Annotated in this window: 27 protein-coding genes and 2 tRNA genes; 8 read left to right on the top strand and 21 right to left on the bottom strand. The window is 54.5% G+C overall.

Going from position 1 to position 22,315, the window contains the following annotated elements; translation table 11 throughout:
• Positions 1-3 precede the first annotated feature (3 nt).
• Both dcuR and H0S68_RS09515 read left to right on the top strand, forming a co-directional pair.
• Complete coding sequence (gene dcuR, locus H0S68_RS09520) at positions 4-717, top strand: two-component system response regulator DcuR (protein ID WP_048760591.1); 714 nt, start codon at positions 4-6, stop codon at positions 715-717.
• Between the two features lie 116 nt (positions 718-833).
• Positions 834-1,118, top strand: coding sequence for a LysR substrate-binding domain-containing protein (locus tag H0S68_RS09515; RefSeq protein WP_410529336.1), 285 nt, complete (start codon positions 834-836; stop codon positions 1,116-1,118).
• Here H0S68_RS09515 and H0S68_RS09510 read toward each other — a convergent pair.
• The 7 genes from H0S68_RS09510 to fabV form a co-directional block, all read right to left on the bottom strand.
• Positions 1,115-1,474, bottom strand: a complete 360-nt coding sequence (locus tag H0S68_RS09510) for a hypothetical protein (RefSeq protein ID WP_142815420.1) — start codon at positions 1,472-1,474, stop codon at positions 1,115-1,117. The two genes, H0S68_RS09515 and H0S68_RS09510, sit on opposite strands and share 4 nt — an antisense overlap.
• 42 nt (positions 1,475-1,516) lie before the next feature.
• Positions 1,517-1,825 (bottom strand): hypothetical protein, encoded by a 309-nt coding sequence (locus tag H0S68_RS09505; RefSeq protein ID WP_409325093.1) that lies wholly within the window; start codon positions 1,823-1,825, stop codon positions 1,517-1,519.
• Between the two features lie 27 nt (positions 1,826-1,852).
• Positions 1,853-2,173, bottom strand: a complete 321-nt coding sequence (locus H0S68_RS09500) for a hypothetical protein (RefSeq protein WP_410529335.1) — start codon at positions 2,171-2,173, stop codon at positions 1,853-1,855.
• A 177-nt stretch (positions 2,174-2,350) separates the two neighbouring features.
• Positions 2,351-2,575, bottom strand: coding sequence for a hypothetical protein (locus tag H0S68_RS09495; protein WP_122078620.1), 225 nt, complete (start codon positions 2,573-2,575; stop codon positions 2,351-2,353).
• Positions 2,576-2,795: 220 nt separating this feature from the next.
• Positions 2,796-3,011 carry a helix-turn-helix domain-containing protein gene (locus H0S68_RS09490; RefSeq protein WP_128864264.1) on the bottom strand — a complete coding sequence of 72 codons (216 nt, stop codon included), beginning with the start codon at positions 3,009-3,011 and terminating at the stop codon, positions 2,796-2,798.
• Between the two features lie 7 nt (positions 3,012-3,018).
• On the bottom strand, positions 3,019-3,582 hold the full coding sequence (locus tag H0S68_RS09485) for a DUF2975 domain-containing protein (protein ID WP_410529334.1): 564 nt from the start codon (positions 3,580-3,582) through the stop codon (positions 3,019-3,021).
• Positions 3,583-3,724: 142 nt separating this feature from the next.
• Positions 3,725-4,924 carry an enoyl-ACP reductase FabV gene (gene fabV, locus H0S68_RS09480; RefSeq protein WP_020826387.1) on the bottom strand — a complete coding sequence of 400 codons (1,200 nt, stop codon included), beginning with the start codon at positions 4,922-4,924 and terminating at the stop codon, positions 3,725-3,727.
• A 148-nt stretch (positions 4,925-5,072) separates the two neighbouring features.
• On the opposite strand from fabV, the gene H0S68_RS09475 reads away from it, so the two are divergent.
• Positions 5,073-5,984 carry an aminoglycoside phosphotransferase family protein gene (locus H0S68_RS09475; protein WP_410529333.1) on the top strand — a complete coding sequence of 304 codons (912 nt, stop codon included), beginning with the start codon at positions 5,073-5,075 and terminating at the stop codon, positions 5,982-5,984.
• 43 nt (positions 5,985-6,027) lie between these two features.
• Here H0S68_RS09475 and H0S68_RS09470 read toward each other — a convergent pair whose 3' ends face one another.
• A complete protein-coding gene (locus H0S68_RS09470) occupies positions 6,028-6,378 on the bottom strand; it encodes a DUF4377 domain-containing protein (RefSeq protein ID WP_041415315.1) in 351 nt (116 codons plus the stop codon).
• 311 nt (positions 6,379-6,689) lie between these two features.
• Here H0S68_RS09470 and H0S68_RS09465 point away from each other — a divergent pair, with 311 nt between their 5' ends.
• Entirely contained in the window at positions 6,690-7,226 is a 537-nt protein-coding gene (locus H0S68_RS09465; RefSeq protein ID WP_230090231.1) for a DUF4136 domain-containing protein, read from the top strand.
• A 498-nt stretch (positions 7,227-7,724) separates the two neighbouring features.
• On the opposite strand, the gene H0S68_RS09460 is transcribed toward H0S68_RS09465, so the two are convergent.
• The 4 genes from H0S68_RS09460 to ftnA all read right to left on the bottom strand — a co-directional run bounded on the left by H0S68_RS09460 (position 7,725) and on the right by ftnA (position 10,238).
• Positions 7,725-8,066, bottom strand: a complete 342-nt coding sequence (locus H0S68_RS09460) for a YebY family protein (RefSeq protein WP_020826380.1) — start codon at positions 8,064-8,066, stop codon at positions 7,725-7,727.
• A gap of 69 nt (positions 8,067-8,135) precedes the next feature.
• Positions 8,136-9,017 (bottom strand): copper homeostasis membrane protein CopD, encoded by an 882-nt coding sequence (gene copD / locus H0S68_RS09455; protein WP_046373898.1) that lies wholly within the window; start codon positions 9,015-9,017, stop codon positions 8,136-8,138.
• 3 nt (positions 9,018-9,020) lie between these two features.
• Positions 9,021-9,404, bottom strand: coding sequence for a CopC domain-containing protein YobA (gene yobA, locus H0S68_RS09450; RefSeq protein WP_020826378.1), 384 nt, complete (start codon positions 9,402-9,404; stop codon positions 9,021-9,023).
• Between the two features lie 315 nt (positions 9,405-9,719).
• A complete protein-coding gene (ftnA, locus tag H0S68_RS09445) occupies positions 9,720-10,238 on the bottom strand; it encodes a non-heme ferritin (protein WP_020826377.1) in 519 nt (172 codons plus the stop codon).
• Positions 10,239-10,610: 372 nt separating this feature from the next.
• On the opposite strand from ftnA, the gene H0S68_RS09440 reads away from it, so the two are divergent.
• Positions 10,611-10,841 (top strand): DNA polymerase III subunit theta, encoded by a 231-nt coding sequence (locus H0S68_RS09440; RefSeq protein ID WP_020826376.1) that lies wholly within the window; start codon positions 10,611-10,613, stop codon positions 10,839-10,841.
• A gap of 30 nt (positions 10,842-10,871) precedes the next feature.
• Here the strand turns inward: H0S68_RS09440 and pip are convergent, their stop codons facing one another.
• Together pip and dksA are read right to left on the bottom strand one after the other, a co-directional pair.
• A complete protein-coding gene (gene pip, locus H0S68_RS09435; RefSeq protein ID WP_020826375.1) occupies positions 10,872-11,825 on the bottom strand; it encodes a prolyl aminopeptidase in 954 nt (317 codons plus the stop codon).
• A 172-nt stretch (positions 11,826-11,997) separates the two neighbouring features.
• Positions 11,998-12,423 (bottom strand): RNA polymerase-binding protein DksA, encoded by a 426-nt coding sequence (gene dksA, locus H0S68_RS09430; RefSeq protein ID WP_020826374.1) that lies wholly within the window; start codon positions 12,421-12,423, stop codon positions 11,998-12,000.
• A 438-nt stretch (positions 12,424-12,861) separates the two neighbouring features.
• Here dksA and exoX point away from each other — a divergent pair, with 438 nt between their 5' ends.
• Positions 12,862-13,530 (top strand): exodeoxyribonuclease X, encoded by a 669-nt coding sequence (gene exoX / locus H0S68_RS09425; protein WP_410529332.1) that lies wholly within the window; start codon positions 12,862-12,864, stop codon positions 13,528-13,530.
• A gap of 34 nt (positions 13,531-13,564) precedes the next feature.
• Here the strand turns inward: exoX and H0S68_RS09420 are convergent, their stop codons facing one another.
• The 6 genes from H0S68_RS09420 to H0S68_RS09395 all read right to left on the bottom strand — a co-directional run bounded on the left by H0S68_RS09420 (position 13,565) and on the right by H0S68_RS09395 (position 20,512).
• Positions 13,565-15,598 (bottom strand): S9 family peptidase, encoded by a 2,034-nt coding sequence (locus H0S68_RS09420; protein WP_116690740.1) that lies wholly within the window; start codon positions 15,596-15,598, stop codon positions 13,565-13,567.
• 68 nt (positions 15,599-15,666) lie between these two features.
• A complete protein-coding gene (locus tag H0S68_RS09415; RefSeq protein ID WP_020826371.1) occupies positions 15,667-16,320 on the bottom strand; it encodes a tellurite resistance TerB family protein in 654 nt (217 codons plus the stop codon).
• Between the two features lie 183 nt (positions 16,321-16,503).
• Positions 16,504-17,091 carry a molecular chaperone gene (locus H0S68_RS09410; RefSeq protein ID WP_020826370.1) on the bottom strand — a complete coding sequence of 196 codons (588 nt, stop codon included), beginning with the start codon at positions 17,089-17,091 and terminating at the stop codon, positions 16,504-16,506.
• Between the two features lie 42 nt (positions 17,092-17,133).
• Positions 17,134-17,871: a phosphatase gene (locus H0S68_RS09405; RefSeq protein WP_020826369.1), complete on the bottom strand. Its 738-nt coding sequence runs from the start codon at positions 17,869-17,871 to the stop codon at positions 17,134-17,136.
• 87 nt (positions 17,872-17,958) lie between these two features.
• Complete coding sequence (gene ghrA / locus H0S68_RS09400) at positions 17,959-18,900, bottom strand: glyoxylate/hydroxypyruvate reductase GhrA (RefSeq protein ID WP_410529331.1); 942 nt, start codon at positions 18,898-18,900, stop codon at positions 17,959-17,961.
• Positions 18,901-19,027: 127 nt separating this feature from the next.
• On the bottom strand, positions 19,028-20,512 hold the full coding sequence (locus H0S68_RS09395) for a peptide MFS transporter (RefSeq protein WP_048762105.1): 1,485 nt from the start codon (positions 20,510-20,512) through the stop codon (positions 19,028-19,030).
• A gap of 431 nt (positions 20,513-20,943) precedes the next feature.
• On the opposite strand from H0S68_RS09395, the gene H0S68_RS09390 reads away from it, so the two are divergent.
• Positions 20,944-21,033: transfer RNA gene (locus H0S68_RS09390), tRNA-Ser, on the top strand.
• A 391-nt stretch (positions 21,034-21,424) separates the two neighbouring features.
• A tRNA-Ser gene (locus tag H0S68_RS09385) sits at positions 21,425-21,514 on the top strand.
• Between the two features lie 159 nt (positions 21,515-21,673).
• On the opposite strand, the gene H0S68_RS09380 is transcribed toward H0S68_RS09385, so the two are convergent.
• On the bottom strand, positions 21,674-22,030 hold the full coding sequence (locus H0S68_RS09380; protein ID WP_020826366.1) for a helix-turn-helix domain-containing protein: 357 nt from the start codon (positions 22,028-22,030) through the stop codon (positions 21,674-21,676).
• Between the last annotated feature and the right edge of the window lie 285 nt (positions 22,031-22,315).

The following is a 22,315-nucleotide window of genomic DNA, read 5'->3' as shown; positions in this document are numbered from 1 at the left end:
CCCATGATTAACGTATTGATTATTGATGACGACCCGATGGTAGCGGAGTTGAACAAATACTACCTCAGCCAGGTAAGCGGCTTTCACTGTCAGGCCACCGTCGCTACGCTGGCGCAGGCACGCGAGTTGCTGGCCGATACCGATGTCAGTATCGATCTGGTCCTGCTCGATATCTATATGCAGCAGGAGAATGGTCTGGATCTGCTGCCTGGCCTGCGCGAATTGGGTGAAAAAACCGACGTCATTATCATTTCCTCCGCCAGCGACGTGGACACGGTGCAACGCGCCTTGCACTACGGCGTGGTGGATTATCTGATTAAACCCTTCCAGTTCGGCCGTTTCAAAGAGGCGCTGAGCAACTACCAGCAGCAGTCACAGATCCTGGCACAGCGCGAATTCTCACAGGCCGATGTCGACAGCCTGCTGCGGCGTCAGCCCAACAGCAGCGAAGGCAAGAAACTGCCGAAAGGGTTAACCAGCATTACGCTGAGTACGGTATGCGAATGGATCGAACAGCAGCACGATGGGGAGTTTTCGACCGACAACCTGGCCAACGCTATCGGCATTTCGCGCGTATCCTGCCGTAAATACCTTATCTATCTGGCGGAAAGTGGCATTCTGGGCACCCGCATCCTGTACGGCACCACCGGCAGACCGGTCTATCTTTACCAGTTAAAGCCGGACGCGGTCGCCATGCTGAAAGAGTATTGCCGCTAGACGATGCCCCCTGGGGGCTCATCACGCATCATTGCGTCCAGGGGCCACTCTTTTAATCTCACTACCTTTGCAGAAAGGTGCGCAGCGCGGCGACAAAATCCTCTTGGCGCGCCACGTTGGACAGATGCACCACCGGTAACACCAGCAATTCGGCTGCCGGGACGGTACGGGCCAGCAACTCACTATGCGACAGCGCCGTGACCGGTCTGGTGTGGCTCCCCAACTGGCTGTCGGCCCGTTACCTGCACAGCGGTGAACTGGTGCCGGTACTCAGCCAAATTCGCCTGCTGCCCAGTGAAATCCACGCCGTCTGGCCTCACAGCCGTTATTTACCGGCCAAAACGCGAGCGGCGGTCGACATCCTGCTGGCGCAGATGCCAAGCCAGTTGCTAGGGAACTAAGGGTGGCGTTTGTGCCCGGGAAAATCCGTCATCCCGCGCGGCAGGTTGCACAATTTGCGGTATTCTTGTTTCCGCCTGCCACAAGGGTAGTGGTACTCGCCATACAGCGTTTTAAGCTGCTGCCGGTTCGCCTGCTCGGCGGCGGCGCGTTGCCGTTCCAATTCAAGCGCCTTCTCATTGGCCAACGCCACGCCCTCGGCACTCCATACTTTATGTTTTAACCCGCTGCGCTTTTGCTGGTACTCCTCAGAGATTTTGTTATCCAGCGGCTGTGCGGCATGGTATTGCCAGTCAACCGACGCTTGCAATGAGAAGCAAGACCACTGCGCCACGCAGGCAAGAAAAATCCGTTTCACTGATAGACTCCCGATATTAAATTCACCTGTCGACTCACAAAACTATCTTCTGGCTATGGCGCTCTTCCCGACTAAAAACAGCGGCACAGGCGTTGCCCGACATACACGCGGCAACATCGCGGACTCCAGCGTTTTGCGCTCAAGGCGTATCACGGCAAGACGCACCTGTTCCGAACGTATTTGCTCTACGTACCACAGATGTTGCAACAGCCCGTTAAACCGTAATCGGTAATCCACACTGCTTTCCCCCGTCTCGAAACCGGCGCGCTGAGCGTGCTTGTCGACAAACGAATAGCAACAAGAAGATGCCAACAGGGCGAGTGCCGCTGTCATCAAAGAGGTCAATTTCAAAAGCAAAAACTCCATTAGTGCATGAGGCTAGCAACCGTTGATAAGCAGCAGTTGTTCTTCGCGCGGCAATGCCGATGGATGCGGTTCACTCGCGGCGGCAGCCTTGCCCCTCTGCCCTTTGCAGGCTTTACGCTGAGCCAGCGTATTGTCTTCACTTTGCGTCGATATCAGAGATCGCTGTTTATCGTTGCCCATCTCGTCCCAGAAGTCATGAGCCACCTCTTTGAGTTTCTTGCGAAACAGCACCGAAGAGACGCCTTCATGCTCCCGCTCATAACGCGCGGCGGCGGCCTGCTGGCACCAGGGCAACAATAGACATATGAAAATAACGGGGATGCCTTTTTCCACAATAAACTCCTGTAATAAAGCCCATAATGGCGCTCACTCCCATTAAATAATGAAAAGCACTTATTGCTGTTAAAATAAACAACGCGAGAAGAACAACATATTACCTGGCAAAGCGTAAACCTTAATTAAATGAGTGCCATTGGGTTTATAATTCGCAGGATAAATATATTTAGTGAATTAGCGATCCCACAATGTTGACCAATCGATGGTTCCACCGATACTCGGCCCTCTCTCGTTAAGCACCGCAGAAGCCGACTCTCCTGCGCTGATGCGCTGCCGTTGCTCACGTGTCGCCGGCTTTGGCTGTTCCCAGCCAGGGCTTGAAGACGAAAAACCGGGTTGAATATTGCTGCAACCGCTTAGCATGATTAACAATACCGGGATCCCTTGGTAAAATTTCATATATCCTCCTTTAAAATAAACGCTATCATTAGCAACGGTAAATAAAAAATGACTTATTTTAGTTTAATAACCCCCCTTCAAACGCGAGCAACGTCAAAACGACCTTATTAATTTTAAATAAGGTGACTAATGATTTAATTGACAATAAAAAGGCTTACAGTACCGACGATAATAATTAATCAATATATTGACGATATGGCGCGCAAAGCACGCCACCGCGCTAGCCTTGGTTATCCGGTTGCCAGGCCAGAAGATCGCCAGGCTGGCAATCGAGGATCCGGCAGATTTTATCTAACGTCTCCAGCCTGACGCCCTTCACCTTGCCGTTCTTCAGCAGGGACAGATTTTGTTCGGTGATCCCCACCTGTTCCGCCAGTTCCTTTGAACGCATCTTCCTTTTGGCCAACATGACATCAAGACTTACTATTATCGCCACTCTATTCTCACACGAAAGAAAGCTGTTCTTCATTCAGCCGCAACGCTTCCAGGAACACCCGGCTAAACACCAGGATTGCGCAGCCTACGATCAGCGAGCGTACCGATTCGCTGTTGATACCATAATAAATTATTAGCAGCATTTTTTCATTGGCCGTCAGTATCATCACCTGCAACATCCCGGCCAGCGAGGGGAAAAGCACATCGATAATCAACAGAATACCGATGATCTGTAACAGCAGCATATTGTTGCGGTGCCAAACGTTGCCGCGATAGAACTGGTAAAACAGCCCGGCGCCGCACAGTAATGCGCTGTAATAAGGCACGTAGGCGAACATGTCCAACAACAGGGTGGCCACTAAAGCCCAGCGTTGCTGCGGAACGGCATAGGCGTTCAGTTCTGGGTAATAGTCACGGTAGGACGCCACGATACTGTCGAACGCCTCGCCCTGCACCCAACCCTGGACAATCATAAACATCTCCACGCCGGTGCTGACAATCAGCATCGTCATGATCAACAAACACAAGCAACGTACATAAAGCGGAAGGTGGATCCGTGGCGCAGCGCCCATAGCGATTTCATCCTTAAAAACAGCAATAAGTTATCGTAAAACGATAACTTATTGCTGTCAACGATCAACTGGACTGATGAGCGGCTGGGTGACAGGCGTAAAAAAGGCCGGAAACCCGGCCTTTTCTCAATGCTCGATGGATTTAGACCAGCTCAATCACATCAAACTTAACTTCACCGCTGAGATCGGCTTCGTAATCAACGCCTTGCAGACCAAAACCGAACAGACGCAGGAACTCGGCCTTGTAGCCCAGGTAATCGGTCAGTTCGTTGATGTTGCTGTCGTCGATTTGTGCCCAGATTTCACGACAGGTATTCTGCACGTCGTCGCGCAGTTCCCAGTCGTCCAGACGCAGACGGTGCTTCTCATCGGTATCCGGTGCGGTGCCGCTGTACAGCTTGGTGGCGAACAGACGTTGGATCTGCTCGATACAGCCTTCGTGGATCCCCTGCGCTTTCATGATTTTGAAAACGATAGAGATATACAGTGGCATGACCGGGATAGCGGAGGAAGCCTGAGTCACTACCGACTTCAGTACGGCAACGTAAGCCGCGCCGCCTTTGGCCTTCAGTTTCTGATCGATGGCCTGCGCCGCGCGATCCAGGTCTTCTTTGGCTTTGCCCAGCGTACCGTGCCAGTAGATTGGCCAGGTCAGATCGGTACCGATGTAGGAGTAAGCGACTGCCTGCACGTTGTCCGCCAGCACGCCGGCTTCTTCCAGTGCGTCCATCCACAGCTGCCAGTCCTGGCCGCCCATCACTTTGACGGTATCGGCAATTTCCTGCTCGTTGGCCGGTTCAACCACGGCTTCAACCAGCACGTCTTTATTGGTGTCGAGCGCCACGGATTTGTACGGTTCGCCGATGGGTTTCAGCGCAGAGCGCACCACTTCACCGGTTTCCGGCATTTTACGCACCGGCGAAGCCAGTGAGTAAACCACCATGTCGATCTGGCCCAGATCCTGTTTGATCAGGTCAATGACCGTTTGGCGGCATTCGTTGGAGAACGCATCGCCGTTAACGCTTTTCGCGTACAGGCCTTCTTCTTTAGCTGCCTTGTCAAAACCGGCAGAGTTATACCAACCGGCAGAACCGGTTTTGCCTTCGCTGCCCGGCTTTTCAAAAAATACGCCGATAGTGGCCGCACCGCTGCCGAAAGCGGCATTGATACGTGACGCCAGGCCGTAACCGGTGGAAGCACCGATCACCAGCACTTTTTTCGGCCCGTTTTTCAGTTCGCCACGTGATTTAACGTAGGCGATTTGCTCACGGACATTGGCTTCACAACCTGCCGGGTGAGCGGTAGTGCAGATAAAACCACGAATTTTAGGTTTGATAATCATAGTAATTTTTTCTTGGTAGCTAAAAACCGAAGGACAATATACCTGATTTTATCAATATACTTAAGCTGGGTGCATGGCAGATTTGCAACAAGCCCAGTGAGCAGACCAGTCTCACTCGTTAAATCTCAGCCTTGAAGGAAGTGCGCACGTGAGTTTTATCGCCAAATTACACGCCGACGAAGTGGATATTGATCTCAACCTGGTGACTTCCATGCTCGCCGACCAGTTTCCGCAGTGGGCGGCGCTGGCGATAGCCCCGGTCGCTATCGCCGGTACCGATAACGTGATGCTGCGGCTGGGCGACGAGCTCTATATTCGTCTACCGCGCACGCGGTCTGCAGCGGCGGCGCTTGAGCGGGAAAACCGTTACCCGGCGTTGCTAGCCCGTTATCTGCCGGTCCCGGTTCCCGTTCCGCTGGCGCAAGGTCAGCCGCAAGCAGGCTACCCTTTCAACTGGTGCGTAGGCCGTTGGATCCAGGGGCAAATGCCGGTTTGCGGCGAAGGCAGCCATGGGCTGGCGCAACAGCTGGGGGAATTTGTCCACGCACTGCATACCATCCCTGTTACCGAGCCTGAGCTGCAAAAGAGCCTGACCTCCTATCGTGGCGGCCCGCTTGGCGCCAGAGACACCCTCACCCGCAACGCGATAGCGCAATGTGGTGACTATCTCGATACGGACATTCTGCTGCACGTATGGGAAACCGTTAGCCAGATACAGGAGCACAACGCTACCCCATGCTGGATCCACACCGATATCCAGCCGGGCAACCTGTTGGTCAACGAAGGTAAGTTAGCGGCGGTGATCGACTGGGGCGGTATGGCGATTGGCGATCCGGCGGTGGATTTGATTGTCGCGTGGAATTTATTGAGTCAGGACAACCGCGAGGATTTTAAACGCGCCGTGGATACCGATAAAGCCACCTGGCTGCGTGGCCGTGCCTGGGCATTGTCGATTGGCGTGATTGCGTATGCGTATTACGTTGAAAAAGAGCCTGCGTTGGCGCGGACTTCGCGCTATCAGATTGAGCAGGTAGCGGCGGACGTTGGGTTATCGCTTTGAGGTTATCAGGTCAGGACATTCAGCCCTGACCTGCATACGGCTATCAGACTTTGTTCTTTTCCAACTGCTCAACCAGCGTATAGCGCAGTGAAGAAGCGTCTGCCGGGACGTTTTCCAGTTCGGTCACTTTAACCTTCAGGCGGTAGCGGTAACCGGGCTCGAAGGTAAAACCTTCGATCTGGCTGTAAAACATTTCCCACTGCCCCTGCACAGAGTGGCGAACCTGCATGCATTTCATTGGGGCAACGCCCATGCAATCTACCAGCGCGCTGTTAACCAGCAACACTTCCGTATGATCTCCGTCTTTATTCACGGGTTGGCTCACTTTCGCTCCCTCCTGGCTGCAGCCGGCGAGGCCGACTAAGGCGATAAATAACAACGCTTTGATTTTCAACGTAATGCACCATTGAGACTTTAGGTGGGCCGATAGTAACAAAGCCACTGCCACCGCGGCCAGCAGCATGTTCTTAATTTTCAGTGAACGAGCCGAAACTCCGGCGTATCGCTACAGGTTTGGGTATCCGCGACCTGAATCCCCTGATGGCACATCCCTACGGAACAAAAATACGCCCGCTATTTCTGGCGCGGCCACTACGGGTTTTTCTAGTTCATACGGTACACACAACCCGCCCCTGCCAACCAGATTTGCCAAGCTCACCTTCTGGGGCTAAGTTTATGAAACTAATAATCCTACAGGGGTTTTCTATGCGTTCGCTTTCTTGCCTTTTGCTCGCAAGTTCCTTGGCTTTATTGTCGGGCTGCGCCAACCAGCCGCAGGTGACCAGCGACTATGACCACAGCACCAATTTTGGCCAATACCATACCTACGGCTTTGCTACAGAGGCCGAGGGGCAGTACTTAACGCTGACGGGTAAATATATTCATAGCGCCATAGCGCAACAGATGGAGCAGCGCGGCTATAAGCTGAGCGCATCCCCAGACCTGTTGGTTTACAGCAGCGCAATGAAACAAAACAAAGTGCAGGTAAATGACTCCCCCGCGCCGATTGGCCGCTGGGGCTATGCCGGCTGGGGCGGATACAATCAAACACTGTGGACCTACACCGAAGGCACCCTGACGGTGGATCTGGTGGACAGCAAGAAGAAACAGCTGGTCTGGCGCGGAACCGCCAGCGACACGCTCAACTCAGACGCGCAACCTGCCAGCCAGGCGCAGCTTCAACAGGCGGTAGCCGCGCTGTTTGCCGCTTATCCCTTCCGGGCGGGAGCTGCAAACCGCTGATGGTTTTGAGTCATTAACAGGAAAGTTTAGCCACCCGCGCAAGCCCTATTTCAGCCAATAGGGCTTGATGTATCTGTTGCACTGTTAAGCTGACAGATCACCACGTTATCCCCCCAATACCTCTCGTCCCCCTCGTAGCAATCATGCAGAAAAACGATCTTCCTCTGTAGCGCGTTTTATTACCGGAATTTGAGTCTGGGGAAAGCCGGGGTTGCAGCTTATTTTTTCTAATTTCTAAAATACGCTTATAAATCAAACACAAAAAAAGACCGAATACGATTCCTATATTCGGTCTAGGGAAATGGCTCTTGGGAGAGAGCCGTGCGCTAAAAGTTGGCATTTTGTGCAAGGCTTGTTCAGCCGTGCACTTTAAGAGTAGCTTACCGCGCTATTTTTGCCAGCCAGCCGCACGGCCGGTGATAGTTTCATTACGGAATTAATTTCGTGCAATTATCCATCACCGGTTAACCTCGCACTAAGCCATTGGGGGATAAGCGATTAGTTCGCGCAGAGCTTCTCGGCGCGTTCGCGGTACGGCTCAACACTCATCTTATGGCCCGGATTGGCGGCGTCATCGAGCAGGATCACGTCCAGCGGTTGAGCGCGTTGCTGCCCTGCTTTCACCTGCGCTTCTGCGGCCGCGTTAAGCGGGTACTGCATCAGCGTGCTGTTGTTGAGCACGAACAACGCACCGCCGCTGCGGCACTGCAGCGTCACTTCTTCTTTGGTGAACGCCCACTGCTTGCCGTATTCCAGCTTGGTGATGTTCACCAGTTGGTCTGCTGCCAAAGCACCGGTCGCGGTTGCCAGCAGCGTCATGCCAAGTAATACCGATTTCATGTTATGGCCTTAGGGTTGCTATTTGATTCAATTTTCCCGCAGTTTGGGGGCATCCGGCAAGCCGGAATGTTATACCGGCGCATAGGTTGCAAATAAACTGACCAACAGCAGCACCACCGCCCCTAACCCCAACTCCGCCCAGCAGGCAAGCACCAGCCCGCGCTGCGCCAGCCGTGGCATGCTGCTCATCGCCGGGACGACGGCGTAGCGGTTGGCTAATGCCACCATAACCATCAGCGCCACCAGCGCGGTTTTAAACAGCAGCAGGCGTTGGTACGGAGAATCTACGTCCAACGGCCAACTGCCGAGAATGATCAAACTGTTGATTACGCCGGTCAGCAGCACCAGCGCCACAGCCAGGTGTCCCCAGCGCGAGAAGCGTATCAATGTGGTCACCGCGTCGCTGCGCCACTGCGTTTGGGCCAGATAGCGCAAACAGACCAGCAGCGGCAACAGGCTGCCAAACCAGTACCCTGCCGCCAGCAGGTGCAGCGCGTGATTGAAACGATGCAGTGCGCCAAGCCCCCCGCCATGCATCGCCGCATGGCCGATAAACGCCATGCTGACCAACAGCAATGTGGAAAGCAGCGCCAGCAGTTGTGTACGACGTGGCTCGGCGAGCCACAGGCTCAGCAATGCCAGCATTGAAATGCCCAGGTGCCAGCGCCAAACCTCGCCAAAGGTGGTGCCCAGTACCGCCCACCACACGTCCAGCCGCCAGGTATCTGCCCAGCCGTCCCCCATCTGCCCGGCCTGAATAGCCAGCAACGCAATAGCGGAAAGCCCGGCAAGCCAGGTGCAAGAGACCAACAAAGGACGCACATCACGGGTGAGATACGGAGAAAGGCGCTGCGGCGACAATAAGGCGGTGAATAAGCTGGAGCCAAACATCAGCATCACCGCCGCAAAGTGCACAAAGCGACACAGGACAAACAGGGTCGCCAGACTCATGGGTCAGTTTACGGTGAAGCTGTATTGGCCCTTGGTTTTATGACCGTCGACCGACACCACATGCCAGCTGACGTTATATTTGCCTGCCGCCAGATCGCCTTCGATAGGCAGATTGACCTGGGTATTGTTGTTCGCATCGAGCTGCAGCTTGCCGGTTTTCACTTCGGCGTTGTCTGGGCCGGTGATTTTAATGCCGCTGAAGTTGGGCTCAATACCCTCGGAGAAATTGAGCGTCAGCACCTTGGGTGCCGGACTCACGCTGGCATCTGCCGCCGGCGTTTCAACTTTTAAATGGGCATGCGCTAGTGCCTGCTGCGAGGACAGCCCGACAAACAGCACGAAAATGGTGGAAAGCAGGCGATAAGAAGTCCGAATTTTACCGATCACAGTGATATCCCTTAAAGCAATAATCGAGGGTGATAAGGAGCCAGGCTAACCGCCAGGGCGATGTATCAGCAGCCCAACCCACCGCAGATGATTGCGCCACGGGTAAACAGAATTATGGGAGTAACCCCCTGTTTTGACTCTCAACCTTCCCTGTAGCGTATCGCGTCAAATGATAACGAGTGTCATTATGCAAGTCGAGCAGAACGCTGGCATTTTGCGATCCAGTAGCACATATCGCTGTAAAACCGCGATAAATGCAGGGCATAAAAAAACCGCGCACCGGCCAACGCCGACACGCGGTTTTCTACAAAAGGATTAGGCCTGGCCGTTACCGTTTTCGCCGGCCGCACCCATTTTCTTCAGATCTTTATCAATGAAGAACAGGGCATTGCCGCTGTTGCCCACCAGCGCCAGTTTATCCAGTACGGATTTGAACAGCTTCTCTTCTTCGTGCTGCTCGGCAACATACCACTGCAGGAAGTTGAAGGTTGAATAGTCATGAGCGGTCATTGCCGCGTGCGCCAGTTCATTAATCTGGCGGGTGATCAGTTGCTCATGTTCGTACGTCTGTTGGAACACCTCTGCCAGGGAACCAAACTCAACCGGCGGCGCGGCGATGGTGCCCAGCAGCGGCAGTGCACCGGTATCACTGAGGTATTCGAACAGGCGCTGCATGTGCTGCATCTCTTCCTGAGAGTGTTCTTTAAGGAATGCCGCGGCGCCTTCAAAGCCTTTATCGCTGCACCAGGCACTCATTTGCAGATACAGGTTGGCAGAGTAGAACTCCAGGTTCAGTTGCTCATTCAGCTTTTTGGTCATTTCAGGCGTCAGCATAATCATTCCTTTATTTTGCAGGTATCAACTTAATTTTTCCGCATTATGCCCTGACGAAAACAAAATAAACACACCTGATTTACATCATCGACGATTTAATTTTAAATTAAAATAAAATCAAATAGTTATGAAAAACACCAATTATTCATTTAAATAATTATGATAACTATTTCCATCTGTAAATTTAATCAAAAAGCGAATCATTCTTATTTATAATAATAAATGAATTGCATTGCTGAACGAATAATAAATAACCTTTTCCGTTACCGGTTATTGGTGACCATCCCCCCCTGCGCGCTTCAGGCTTGCCAAGCGCCGCCGGGTGGATTACCTTCTGCGCTGATCCAATGCGGTAACAGTAAGGAGAATACGGTGGGTTACAATTTGGCAGAGCTTTCCAAAGAAGAGATGGACAAAGTGAACGTTGATCTCGCAGCTTCCGGCGTGGCGTTCAAAGAGCGCTACAACATGCCGGTGATCCCCGAAATGGTTGAGCGTGAACAGCCCGAACACCTGCGTGATTATTTCCGCGAACGCGTGGCGCACTACCGTGCCGAATCGCACAAGTATTCGCGCCTGCCGTACGAACCGAAATCCAAATAATAAAAGCCCGCCGTAGTGGCGGGCTCGGTGTCATTTGCCGGCAAATTTGTCGGTCGCCAGCATTAACTGGTGCAGGATGCCGGGCTCATCGAATGAGTGTCCGGCCCCCTCGACAATATGCAGCTCCGCCTCCGGCCAAGCCTTCGCCAGATCCCAGGCGTTTTGTACCTGGCAAGCCATATCGTAACGGCCATGGATGATCACCGCCGGAATATGACGGATCAGCGGAACGTTGCGCAGCAGTTGATCGTCGCTGTCCAGGAAGCCCAGATGAGTAAAGTAGTGGTTTTCGATACGGGCGAACGCCAGCGCGAAATCGTCCTCGCCAAAAGAAGCCGACTCGCTGCTGGGCAGCAAGGTCACCGTCTCCCCTTCCCACACGCTCCACAGTTTGGCCGCTTCCAGCTGCACCTGCGGATCCGTTGAGGTCAGGCGCTGGCGGTAAGAAGCAATCACGTCCTTGCGTTCTTCCTCTGAAAGAATCGACAGCACACGTTCCCACTTCTCCGGGAAGAAGCGCGAAGCGCCGTCCTGATAGTACCAATGCAGCTCCTGCTTGCGCAGGGTAAAGATGCCGCGCAGCACCATTTCACTGACGCGCTGCGGATGAGTCTGTGCGTAGGCCAACGCCAACGTTGAGCCCCAGGAGCCGCCAAACACCAGCCACTGATCGACACCGGCCATTTCGCGCAGCCGTTCGATGTCCTGCACCAGGTGCCAGGTGGTGTTGTTGTCCAGGCTGGCATGCGGCTTGGAACGGCCACAGCCACGCTGATCGAACAGCAATACCTTGTAGCGCTGCGGATCGAACAGTTGCCGGTGGTAAGGGGAAATGCCGCCCCCCGGCCCACCGTGAATAAAGACTGCCGGTTTACCGTTCGGGTTACCGCTCAGTTCCCAGTAGATCCGGTGGCCATCCCCGGTGTCCAGCCAACCGCTGTCATATGCTGCTAACGGCGGGTACAAACCTCGTAATTGTTCCATGGCGCTTCCGTCTCTCTGTGGGTCATACCCTCATCAAAGCCGAAGCCACTCATTTGGTCAACGGTAAATCCTGAAAACTCCTACGCTCCCCAACAAGTTAAGGTTCGTTTGCTTAAAATGAATACGACTTGCCGGCAAAATACCGGCTGGCCGTTGGGAGCCAGCCGTAGAATCAACCTCGCTTACGCAGATGCGGTTCACGCATTTCCTGCGCGGTTTTGGCCTCAATGCTCAGTTCCGCCGTTGGCCGCAACAGCAAGCGCGCCAGGCCAATAGGCTCTCCGCTTTCACGGCAATAACCATAGTCGCCGTTATACAAACGCGTCAGCGCCGCGCTGATTTTCGGCAGCAAACGGCTTTCGCGATCCAACTGGCGAAACAGCAATCGCAAGTCTTCTTCACGCGCGGCCTTGTCCGCTTCGTCACCTGAAACTTCACCGCTGTCGATATCCCGCTTCAACGCATCGATGTGCTGCAGCAGTTTTTGCTGCTCCTCCAGCAAGCGCTGGCGAAAAAAAGCCCGCTGCGCCGGGTTCATGTAGTCAGACTCCGGCATGGCCAGGAGCTGTTGCTGGTTTAACATGGAAACGACTGTCATGGCGCTCTCCGGTTAGGATTTAATTGTTATATTATAACATATCAAATATTTTCAGCAGCCTTTCCTGAAAAACAAAATTCAACCTATAAACAATCGATTAACTAAAACACCTGCTTTCATGCTTGCATCCGACAGGCGTAAGGGGGTTAATGGCTGAGCAACCCACCCAACCATAGGTAACTGAGAGGCCATCATGAGTAAGGGAATGGATAGCAAAAAAAATGCGAAGAAGAAGCCGTTGAAAACCCCTGCTGAAAAACGCGCAGGCAAACGCGCCAAGAAAGGGCAAACGTCCGGCGAGTAAGCGAACTTCTAACCGTAGAGTTAAACCCGCCAAGGCGGGTTTTTTGTTGCCTGAAATAACGTCCCCGCTTTCAACGGTTGGCATTGCCGTAACGGCCCGTTAAGCTAAACCTGTACAGCCATCCTGAGGAAACCATGAATTTACGCGTAATAGACACTGAAACCTGCGGGCTGGAAGGCGGCGTGGTCGAAGTGGCCTCTGTCGATCTGATTGACGGGAAAATCACCAATCCCATGAGCGATTTGATCAGCCCTGACCGGCCAATTGGCATTGAAGCCATGGCCATTCACCACATTACCGAGCAGATGGTCGAAGGGAAACCGCGGATCGCGGTGGCGATCGGGCGTTATCTCGGCAGCCCCTACTATGTCGCTCACAATGCGGCTTTCGATCGCGGCGTACTGCCTGAAATGAACGGCGCCTGGATCTGCACCATGAAGCTGGCCCGTAACCTGTACCCGGACATCAAATACGGCAACCAATATCTGCGCTACGCGCTCAATCTGGATGTGCAATTGCCGCAGGGCACGACGCTGTATCCGCACCGCGCATTGTATGACTGCTACGTGACCGCCGCGCTGCTGCAACGCATCATCAAGGATTCAGGCTGGACGCCGGAGCAAATGGCGCAAATCACCGAGCAGCCGGTGCTGTTGAAGAAGTTTAAGTTCGGAAAATACCGTGGGCAGGAAATTGATCGCATTGCGCAGGAAGATCCCGGCTATTTGCGCTGGATGCTGAAATCCATTGAAGATCTCAGCCCGGACATGAAACACACGCTGAAATACTATCTGATCGGCTGAATAAAGCGGGCAGCGCCAGCCGCCCGCCAGAAGGTTACTCCGCCAGCGCCAAAATAAAGGCGTACTCCAGCGCGATATCCTCGTAGGCCTTGAAACGCCCGGACTTGCCGCCGTGGCCGGAATCCATATCGGTATACAGCAGCAGTTGGCGGTCGTCAGTTTTCAACTCACGCAATTTTGCTACCCACTTGGCCGGTTCCCAATACTGTACCTGCGAGTCGTGCAGGCCGGTGGTGACCAGCATATGCGGGTAATCCTGCGCCTTGACCTGATCGTACGGGCTGTACTGCAAAATGTAGTCGTAATAAGCTCGTTCGTTCGGGTTGCCCCACTCGTCATATTCACCGGTGGTCAGTGGAATGGACTCGTCAAGCATGGTGGTGACAACGTCGACAAACGGCACTTGCGCCACGATGCCGTTGAACAGCTGAGGTGCCTGGTTAATCACCGCGCCCATCAGCAAGCCGCCGGCGCTGCCACCCATGGCGAATACCCGTTTGGCATCGCCGTAGCCTTGAGCAATCAAGGTTTCCGTCACGTCGATAAAGTCGTTGAAGGTATTTTGCTTGTTGAACAGCTTGCCGTCTTCGTACCACAGCTGCCCCAATTCGCCGCCGCCGCGAATGTGCGCCAGCGCAAAGACAAAACCACGATCCAACAGGCTCAAGCGGCTGGCGCTAAAGGCCGGATCCATGCTGCTGCCGTAAGAGCCGTAGCCATACACCATCAGCGGGTTGCTGCCGTGCACGAAGCTATCCGGGCGATAAACCAGCGAAACCGGCACCTCGACACCGTCGCGCGCCTTCACCCAGACTCGCTCGCTGCGGTAATTTTCCGGGGTAAAGTTTTTCACTTCCTGCTGTTTAAGCATCACACGTTCGCCGCTGTCGAGATTCAACTCATACAGCGTAGTGGGCGTGGTCATCGAGGAGTAACCATAGCGCAGCAGCTCGGTTTCCGGCTCCGGATTGTATGCCAGCCAGGTGGTGTAGGTCGGATCGTCAAAGGCAATGCGCTTCACTTCACCGCTCTGCCAGTGAATTTGTCGCAGTTGGGTCAACCCCTCGCTGCGTTCCTCTACCACCAGCCAGTCGCGGAACAGGCTAAAGCCTTCCAGCATCACTTCCACGCGGGGAGCAATCAACGTCTGCCACTGCGCTTCGTCCGCCTGCTCGCTCTGATACAGGCCGAAGTTTTTGCCGTCCTTGTTGGAACGGATGTAGAAGTGCTGGTGATAGTGATCGATACCGTATTCATGATCCTTGCGGCGCGGCACAAACATCTGCGGCGTGCTGTCGGCGCGATCGGCGTCCAGCAGCAGAATTTCCGAGGTGGTGGTGCTGCTTAGGTGGATCAGAATGAAACGTTCGGAGGTGGTTTTTTCCAACCCGACGTAGAAGGTGTCATCCAGCTCTTCGTAGATCAATTCATCAAGCTGCGGATCGGTACCTACCACATGGCGATAGACCTGATACGGTAACAGCGTTTTAGCGTGTTTACGCACGTAATACACAGTGGCTGAATCATTGGCCCACTCGAAGTTGCCGGAGGTGTTTTCCAGCACTTCGTCGGTCCAGCTGTCGTCGCTGAGGTTTTTGAAACGAATATCGTATTGGCGACGGGAGAGGAAATCCTCCGCTACCGCCAGCCGTTGGTTGTCGGGGCTGACTTCCAGCCCGCCAAGGGTATAAAACTCTCGCTGCTCGGCGCGCTGGTTGCCGTCGATCAGGGTGTCCCAATGTTCGCTTTCTGTCTGCGGCTGACGCACATAAATCGCGTATTCATTGCCCGGTTCGAAGCGCGTCTGATAGCGGTAGCCGTTTCTGACATAGGGGACTGAATGTTCCTGCTGAGGAATGCGCGCTACCATTTCTTCATACAGCGTTTCGCGCAGGGCCTGCTGCGGTTTCAGCGCCGCATCGGTGAAGGCGTTTTCCGCCTGCAGGTAGTCCAACACCTGCGGGTCTGCGCGATCGTCGTCGCGCAGCCAATAGTAGTCGTCCACACGCGTGTCGCCGTGAACCGTAATGGGATAAGGACGTTTTTCTGCCTTAGGGGGGGTCATCATTGTTAAATCATCCGCTTACCTTGATTAAGGCAAGAGTGACACGATTCCCCCCGGCTTGCCAAGCGGCGCTATGCCAGCTCGCGTTTTTTCTCGTTCACGTCGTTTTCTATGCCCTGCTTGACGTCCGCCGGGATCTTCAACGACTGCGCCAGGGCATCAAGATAGCCACGCTCCATAAAGTGATCCACGTCGATCACCATGCAGCTCAGGTAATACACTTCCAGCGCTTCATCTTCATTCTTCACGCTCTGGGCGATCAAATCCGGGTTAAGCGGCTGGTCGATCGCCTCTTGCACCCATTTTTGCGCTTCTTCACCCACCTGCAGCTGTTCTAGGCTGTGGTCGATGGCGAGCTTTTCTTCCGCATCGATATGCCCGTCGCTTTTGGCGGCAAACACCAGCGCCTGCACCAGACGTTTGGCACGCAAGTCCACCGGCGTGGTCTGCAGGCCAAACTGTGGTTCGTTCTGGTGGGTTTCTTTCACCCGTTGTTTGTACTTATTCCACAGCACTGCACCAACCGCTGCGCTGCCGCCGATAATCAACGCATTCTTGCCGAATTTGCCGACCAGCTTGCGCGAAGACTTATTCGCCAGCAAAACGCCCACCAGGCCACCCAGCGCAGTCGGGGCCAGCAGCTTGCCGATACCTTCCGAACCGCCGATTGAACCGGCCTTTTGCCCAATCATCGATTGGATCTGCTGCATCCAGTTATTTTTCATGCTTTACCCTTTGCGTGAGGAAACAAGGCGTGCAGGCACAAAAAGGCCAGGCCGCCGGTAAAGCGTCAGATTAGGGGATTTTTTGTCAGTTTACGTATGGGGGATGAAAACCTGTGTAGCGGGGAACATTGATGGCGGGAAAAGGCCGACTTCGCCATCAGGCGCTAGCCGGCCACTCACGGATTAAGGCTGTTCGCCCTCTTCGCCCGGCTGGTCTTCTTCCTGTTCGTATTCCGCCAGTTCGTCACGCATTGCCTGAATCGACTCGCGAGCCAACAGCGCCAAAGTGCGGTAAAAACCGGTGGTGGCGTGAGCTTCTACTTTGCCGAGAAAACGGCCGCACCATGGCAGCAGATAGTCGTCAAACAGCGTGATTTGCGCCTGCGCTTCGTCTTCCTGAGACTGGTCTTCCAGCCAGGAGGCCGCCAGCAACAAAGAACCGAAATGATCGGCCGGCGCTTCTCCGAGCGGCATGCCGCGCTGCTGCAGGAAAGTACGCACTTCCGCTTCGGTTGCCCCTTCAACATAGGCCGAACGGAAAGGTGACACGCTGCATTCGCTGCCGACGAACATGGCGTTGAAGTCGCTGGACAGCAGGTTCACATCACAACCCTGCTGCAGGCGCACCAAGAGTTCATCCTGTTCCAGCGGCCAGTGCTGTTGCAGCTTGCCTTCTTTGATCAGCGTAAACAGCGGCACCAGCAACGGATCCTGCGGCTGGCGATAAAAAAGCGTACCCAGCACGCGGCAAACAACGGAAAACTCATTCATGATAATGCCTTATACAATACGGAAAAATTTGCCGGGACGATGTCACAAATCGGCCAATTCCGCAATCGCCGGCTTGCCGCGACGCTCGAGAAAATCGAGCAGGCGTCGTGGGCTCACGTTGAGAATACGCTCCTGCGGGAACTCCACCTCGGCAATGATGCGTTCGCAGTGCTCGAAACCGCCGAGCGAGAAAGCAATGTGTGAATCCGAGCCCAGCGCTAACCAGCCACCGGCATCACGCACCGCCGCGGCAATCGCCCGGCAATTATCCTCGCTGCCCTTGCGCGAATGGGTGAACGACGAATTGTTCAGTTCCAATGCCACGTCGTATTTGGCCGCGGCGGCAGCAACCGCCGCAATATCGATCGGATATCTTGGGTTGCCAGGGTGGCTGATTATGTGCACGTCACCTTGCGCCATCGCGGCGATCATCGCTTCGGTATTGGCCGCTTTATCCTGCGGTGCAAATACCGGCTCGTGGAAACCGGCAATAATTACGTCGATTTTATCCAGCATCGGGCCGGTGCAGTCGATATCGCCCTGCAGGTTTTTGATGTTGGCCTCGATGCCGCGCAATATGCCCACGCCGTCCACCAGACGTGGCCACACGTGCATGTTCATAAAATGCCAATAATGCGGCGCATCGGCCATATCCGGGCCATGGTCGGTGATGGCGAACAGTTTGATGCCCTTTTGCTGGGCTTCGACGATGTAGTCATGCAGCGTACTGTAGGCGTGGGTGCTGGCGACGGTGTGCATATGTAAATCAACGGGGTACATTACTTCTCCTTCTTGGCGGCCTGCCGTAAATACGGCGGCAGGCGCGGTTTATTATTCAATTAGCTTAGCAGGTGCATCACCGAAAGATCAGTAACCCAGTTGCACATCCACCACGCCGGCCGGTGTTTGGCCGGATTCAAGCGCACGGATGTTTGCCGCTATCTGATCCATCGCCGCTTCCGGCAAGGTGATGGCAGCAATATGCGGGGTAATGGTGACACGCGGATGACGCCAGAACGGATGCGCCTGTGGCAGCGGTTCCTCAACGAACACATCCAGCGTAGCGGCGGCGATTTGCCCCTGCTCCAGCGCCTGCAGTACATCGTCCTCAACCAGATGCGCGCCACGCGCCAGATTGATCAGATAAGCGCCAGGCGCCAGGTGCGTAAACAGTTGCTGATTGAGGATACCGGCGGTTTCCGGCGTATTGGGCAGCAGGTTGATCAGCAATTGCACGCCATCGAGAAATGCGGCGCGTTGCTCTACACCGGCAAAACTCTGCACGCCGGCAATCTGTTTAGGGCTGCGGCTCCAGCAACGCACGTTGAAACCAAACTCCGCCAGTTTCAGCGCCACGCTTTTCCCCAACACCCCCGCCCCCAAAATGCCAATGGTGAAATTCTCCTGCTGATGGGGATCGAGCGGTTGCCACTTCTGCTGCTGTTGCAGTAACTGATATTCATCAAAACGGCGGAAATAACGCAGCACATAGCTAAGCGCATATTCCTGCATCTGTTGCGCCATGCCGGTGTCCTCAAGGCGCACCAGCGGAACGCCTGCCGGCAGAGTGCCGGGATGCTGGCGCTCTTGTTCCAGGATGGCGTCAACGCCCGCACCGAGGGCAAAAACCCCTTTTAATTTGCCGCGATTCGCCAGCATCTCATAGGGCGGCCGCCACACCAGCGCATAATCCGCCGGACGATCGTCGCCAGGTTGCCAGGCACGTACCGTCGCCTGTGGCAGACGCTGCGACAGGCCTGTCAGCCAGTCCTGGGCGTTAAAGAAAGGGTGATAAAAAATGATGTTCATCTGTGCGGCTCCCGTCTGTTTTTATGCATTTGCATCCAGACTTCCGCGATTCGCCAGCAGATGCAAGCGCTAAAGCTCAAAATGAAAACAGCCCCGACCAGTGGGGCTGTTTTTAGACCGTGGGATCTCAGGCTGCGGCAGGAGCGTCATGCCGGATAAGCCTGCGCAACAGCGGGATCAAAATCAGCATCACCACGCCAACGCCCGCGGCGCCCCAACCCAGTACGCTGAACACCTCGCTGTAGCCAGGGTTAGTTTGCAACGGGGTACTGCCGCTGTTTTCCGGCATCAGGCCGGAGACATAGCCTGCCAGCACCGAAGCAACGCCGGTGACCATCATCCAGCAGCCCATCATGACGCCCTGATAACGCGGTGGCGCCAGTTTGCCGATCATCGCGTAACCGATAGGGGAAATCATCAGTTCGCCGATGCTCTGCAACACGTAACTGATCGCGATCCATTTGAACGCCACCAGCCCGTCGCCGCCGGCCAGGCTAATGCCCAACGGCAACACCAGCATGCCCAACCCGATGCAAAACAGCGAACCAGAGAACTGCATCGGAATATCGATATTGCAGCCACGAGCGCGCAGGCGATTGAACCACCAGGCCATCAGCGGGCCACCCACCACGATCACCAGCGTATTGATGTTCTGGATCCACTGCGGCGCCACCTGAATGCCATAAACGTTCAGATTGATATTGTGCTCGGAGAACAGCATCAGCCCCATTGGGGCCAGCTGATACAGCGCCCAAAACACCAGAGAGCCTAATGCCAGGATCAGGTAAGCCGTCATCCGGCGACGTTCATCACGTGGATGGTGGCGCAGCGTCACCACGCATAACATCAGGAAAATCAGTACTCCGAGGCCAATCACGAAGTGGCCGCTGAATTCGGCATGGGTCAGCATCACGCGGATAATGGGCACCAGTGCCACCAATACCGCCAGCCCGACCAGCATGCGCCAGCGGTATTGCGAACGGCTGGCATCGTGCAGCGGGGTGTTGAGATCGGCCAGAATGCGCCAGCGGCTGACGGCGACGATGATCGCCGCGGCATTGCCCAACGTGGCGAACAGGAACAAAGCGCGGTAGTTTTCGGTCAGTTGGAAATAGCCGGCCACGGTGAATCCGACAAAGAACCCCAGGTTCATCCCGGCGTAGTTCCACAAAAAGGCCGATTCGCGCCGATCGTCATCCGGTTTAAAGCGCTGGGTCAGCATCATATTAATGCAGGTGACGTTCAGCCCGCTGCCGGTCAGGAACATCGCCAGCCCCCAATAAAGCCCCCAAACGCCCGCAACGGCGATCAATGCACAACCGATCACCTGCAGCACCATGCCCAGCACGAACAGGTTGCGGTTGCTGAGGAAGCGCCCGCCCAGGTAACCGCCAAACATATGCAAACCGTAGTTGAACGCACCAAATACGCCCATCATGGCGTTAGCGCTGCCTTCGCTGAAGCCCAGGCGCTTGGTGGCGTACAGCACCAGCGTGGAATACAGCACGGCAAAACCCAGGGTGGCAAAGATTTGGATAAAGAACAGTGCCCCGGCGCCCGGGGGGATGGCATGGCGCTGCGGCGCTGCCGTTGTGGAGTCCGATGGAGTCAAAATGAACCTCTACTGCATTATTATTTAATAGGTCAGTCCCTGTCTGCGTTATCGCCGGCGTCTTGCCCGGCAACCTGCGCGGCGGTGTGATATTCCTTGCCAAAACCGCCGTGCCTGCACCAATCTATTTAGCGACACATATGACTAATAATCCAGTATTAATGCATATAACTGCACCATAGATAATCCCACTGCTGATATATTGAGCTAACCAACATCAAAATGTACAAATATTAACCTGCGAGGCAATTTAGCCCCATGAGGGTCCAGCGGATGTGTGTAGCGCGGTGGTCGATTGCTCGGGAAATCAGCAAATTGCTGCAAGTTTAGCTAAACAATCATGGTTATGTCACAAGAGGGTTGACGCTGGGATCAGATTCTCCTACATTAGCGCCCGTCGACAGCGCAACGCGTTGGCGATGAAGTAAAACGGTGAGGTGTCTGAGTGGCTGAAGGAGCACGCCTGGAAAGTGTGTATACGCGAAAGTGTATCGAGGGTTCGAACCCCTCTCTCACCGCCATATTTTAAAGAGAAAGCCTGGATTCGCGTCCAGGCTTTTTTTGCTTTTATAAAGCAGGATCCGAGAGGGTAAGAACCCTCGACAGGGTTTGACAAAACGCTACGTGTTTTGGACCGCCAAAGGCGGCCCGTAGGGTGAGCGCAGCGAATCAAGCCCTCTCTCACCGCCCTATTTAACGAGAAAGCCTGAACGCAAGTTCAGGCTTTTTTGTTGCCTGCGGCGCAGGAAACGCCCTGGCGAACTGCCTGTGCGTGCGGTTCGCCGTAGTTTTCAGCAAAGCGAACACAGGTTAACCGGACGCGTCGAAACCAAGAAATTCTGCTTGACCGGATCGCCCTCTCTCCCTATAGTAGCGCCCCGTTGCACCAGTGAGTACGCAACAACAAAATACGGTGAGGTGTCTGAGTGGCTGAAGGAGCACGCCTGGAAAGTGTGTATACGCGAAAGTGTATCGAGGGTTCGAACCCCTCCCTCACCGCCATATTTTAAAGAGAAAGTCTGGATTAACCTCCAGACTTTTTTTTTTGCATCTCATACCGACCGGGAGGCTGAACGCAGCGAATCAAACCCTCCCTCACCGCCCTATTTGACGAGAAAGCCTGAACGCGAGTTCAGGCTTTTTTGCTGTCTGCAACCCGCCTCAGTGCGGTCGGTTGGCCATCATATGCGGCTGCATTCCACCTCGGCGCCAGTCACCCGGGGTTTGGCCGTAATGGCGTTTAAAACTGCGATTGAAGGACTGTTGCGAATCGAAGCCGAGTGAGATCGCCACGCTGACGATCGGCTCGCCGCTGTTGGCCAGGCGCTCGGCTGAAAGCCTCAGCTTCTGCATACGAATATACTCCCCCAGCGCGTAGCCGGTCTGGCGTTTGAACATACGCTGCAGGTGCCATTTGGAATACCCCGCGCGCCCCGCCACGGTGTTGATATCCAGCTTCTCTTCCAGATTGTTGTCAATCCACTCAATCAAATCAGTAATAAAGCCCGTGCTATTCATGCTGACGCTCCCATGACGTTGGCAGGTAAATCCGCTGCCCGATGTCATTACGTTGCAGCAGTTTCGCACTAAATGCAATTTTTATTATTGCATTTAACGGAGGGGCACTTCTATAATCCACCCAATTAATGTAACCGATATTGATACATTAATGTGACAACAATGTGTTTCAAAACCTAACCGTTGCGCCGATGACGGTGCAACCGCACTGCCGTCGGCCCCAGGCCAGAGTCGTTACCCGGATAACAGGGCCGGGTGTATGGCCTGATCGTGCTTACCCACTGG

It is taken from the genome of Serratia sp. AXJ-M (assembly GCF_046531865.1).
GTDB classification, from domain to species: domain Bacteria; phylum Pseudomonadota; class Gammaproteobacteria; order Enterobacterales; family Enterobacteriaceae; genus Serratia; species Serratia liquefaciens.
Note: the sequence above shows the minus strand (reverse complement) of the source record. Positions and strands in the feature narration are given on the sequence as shown.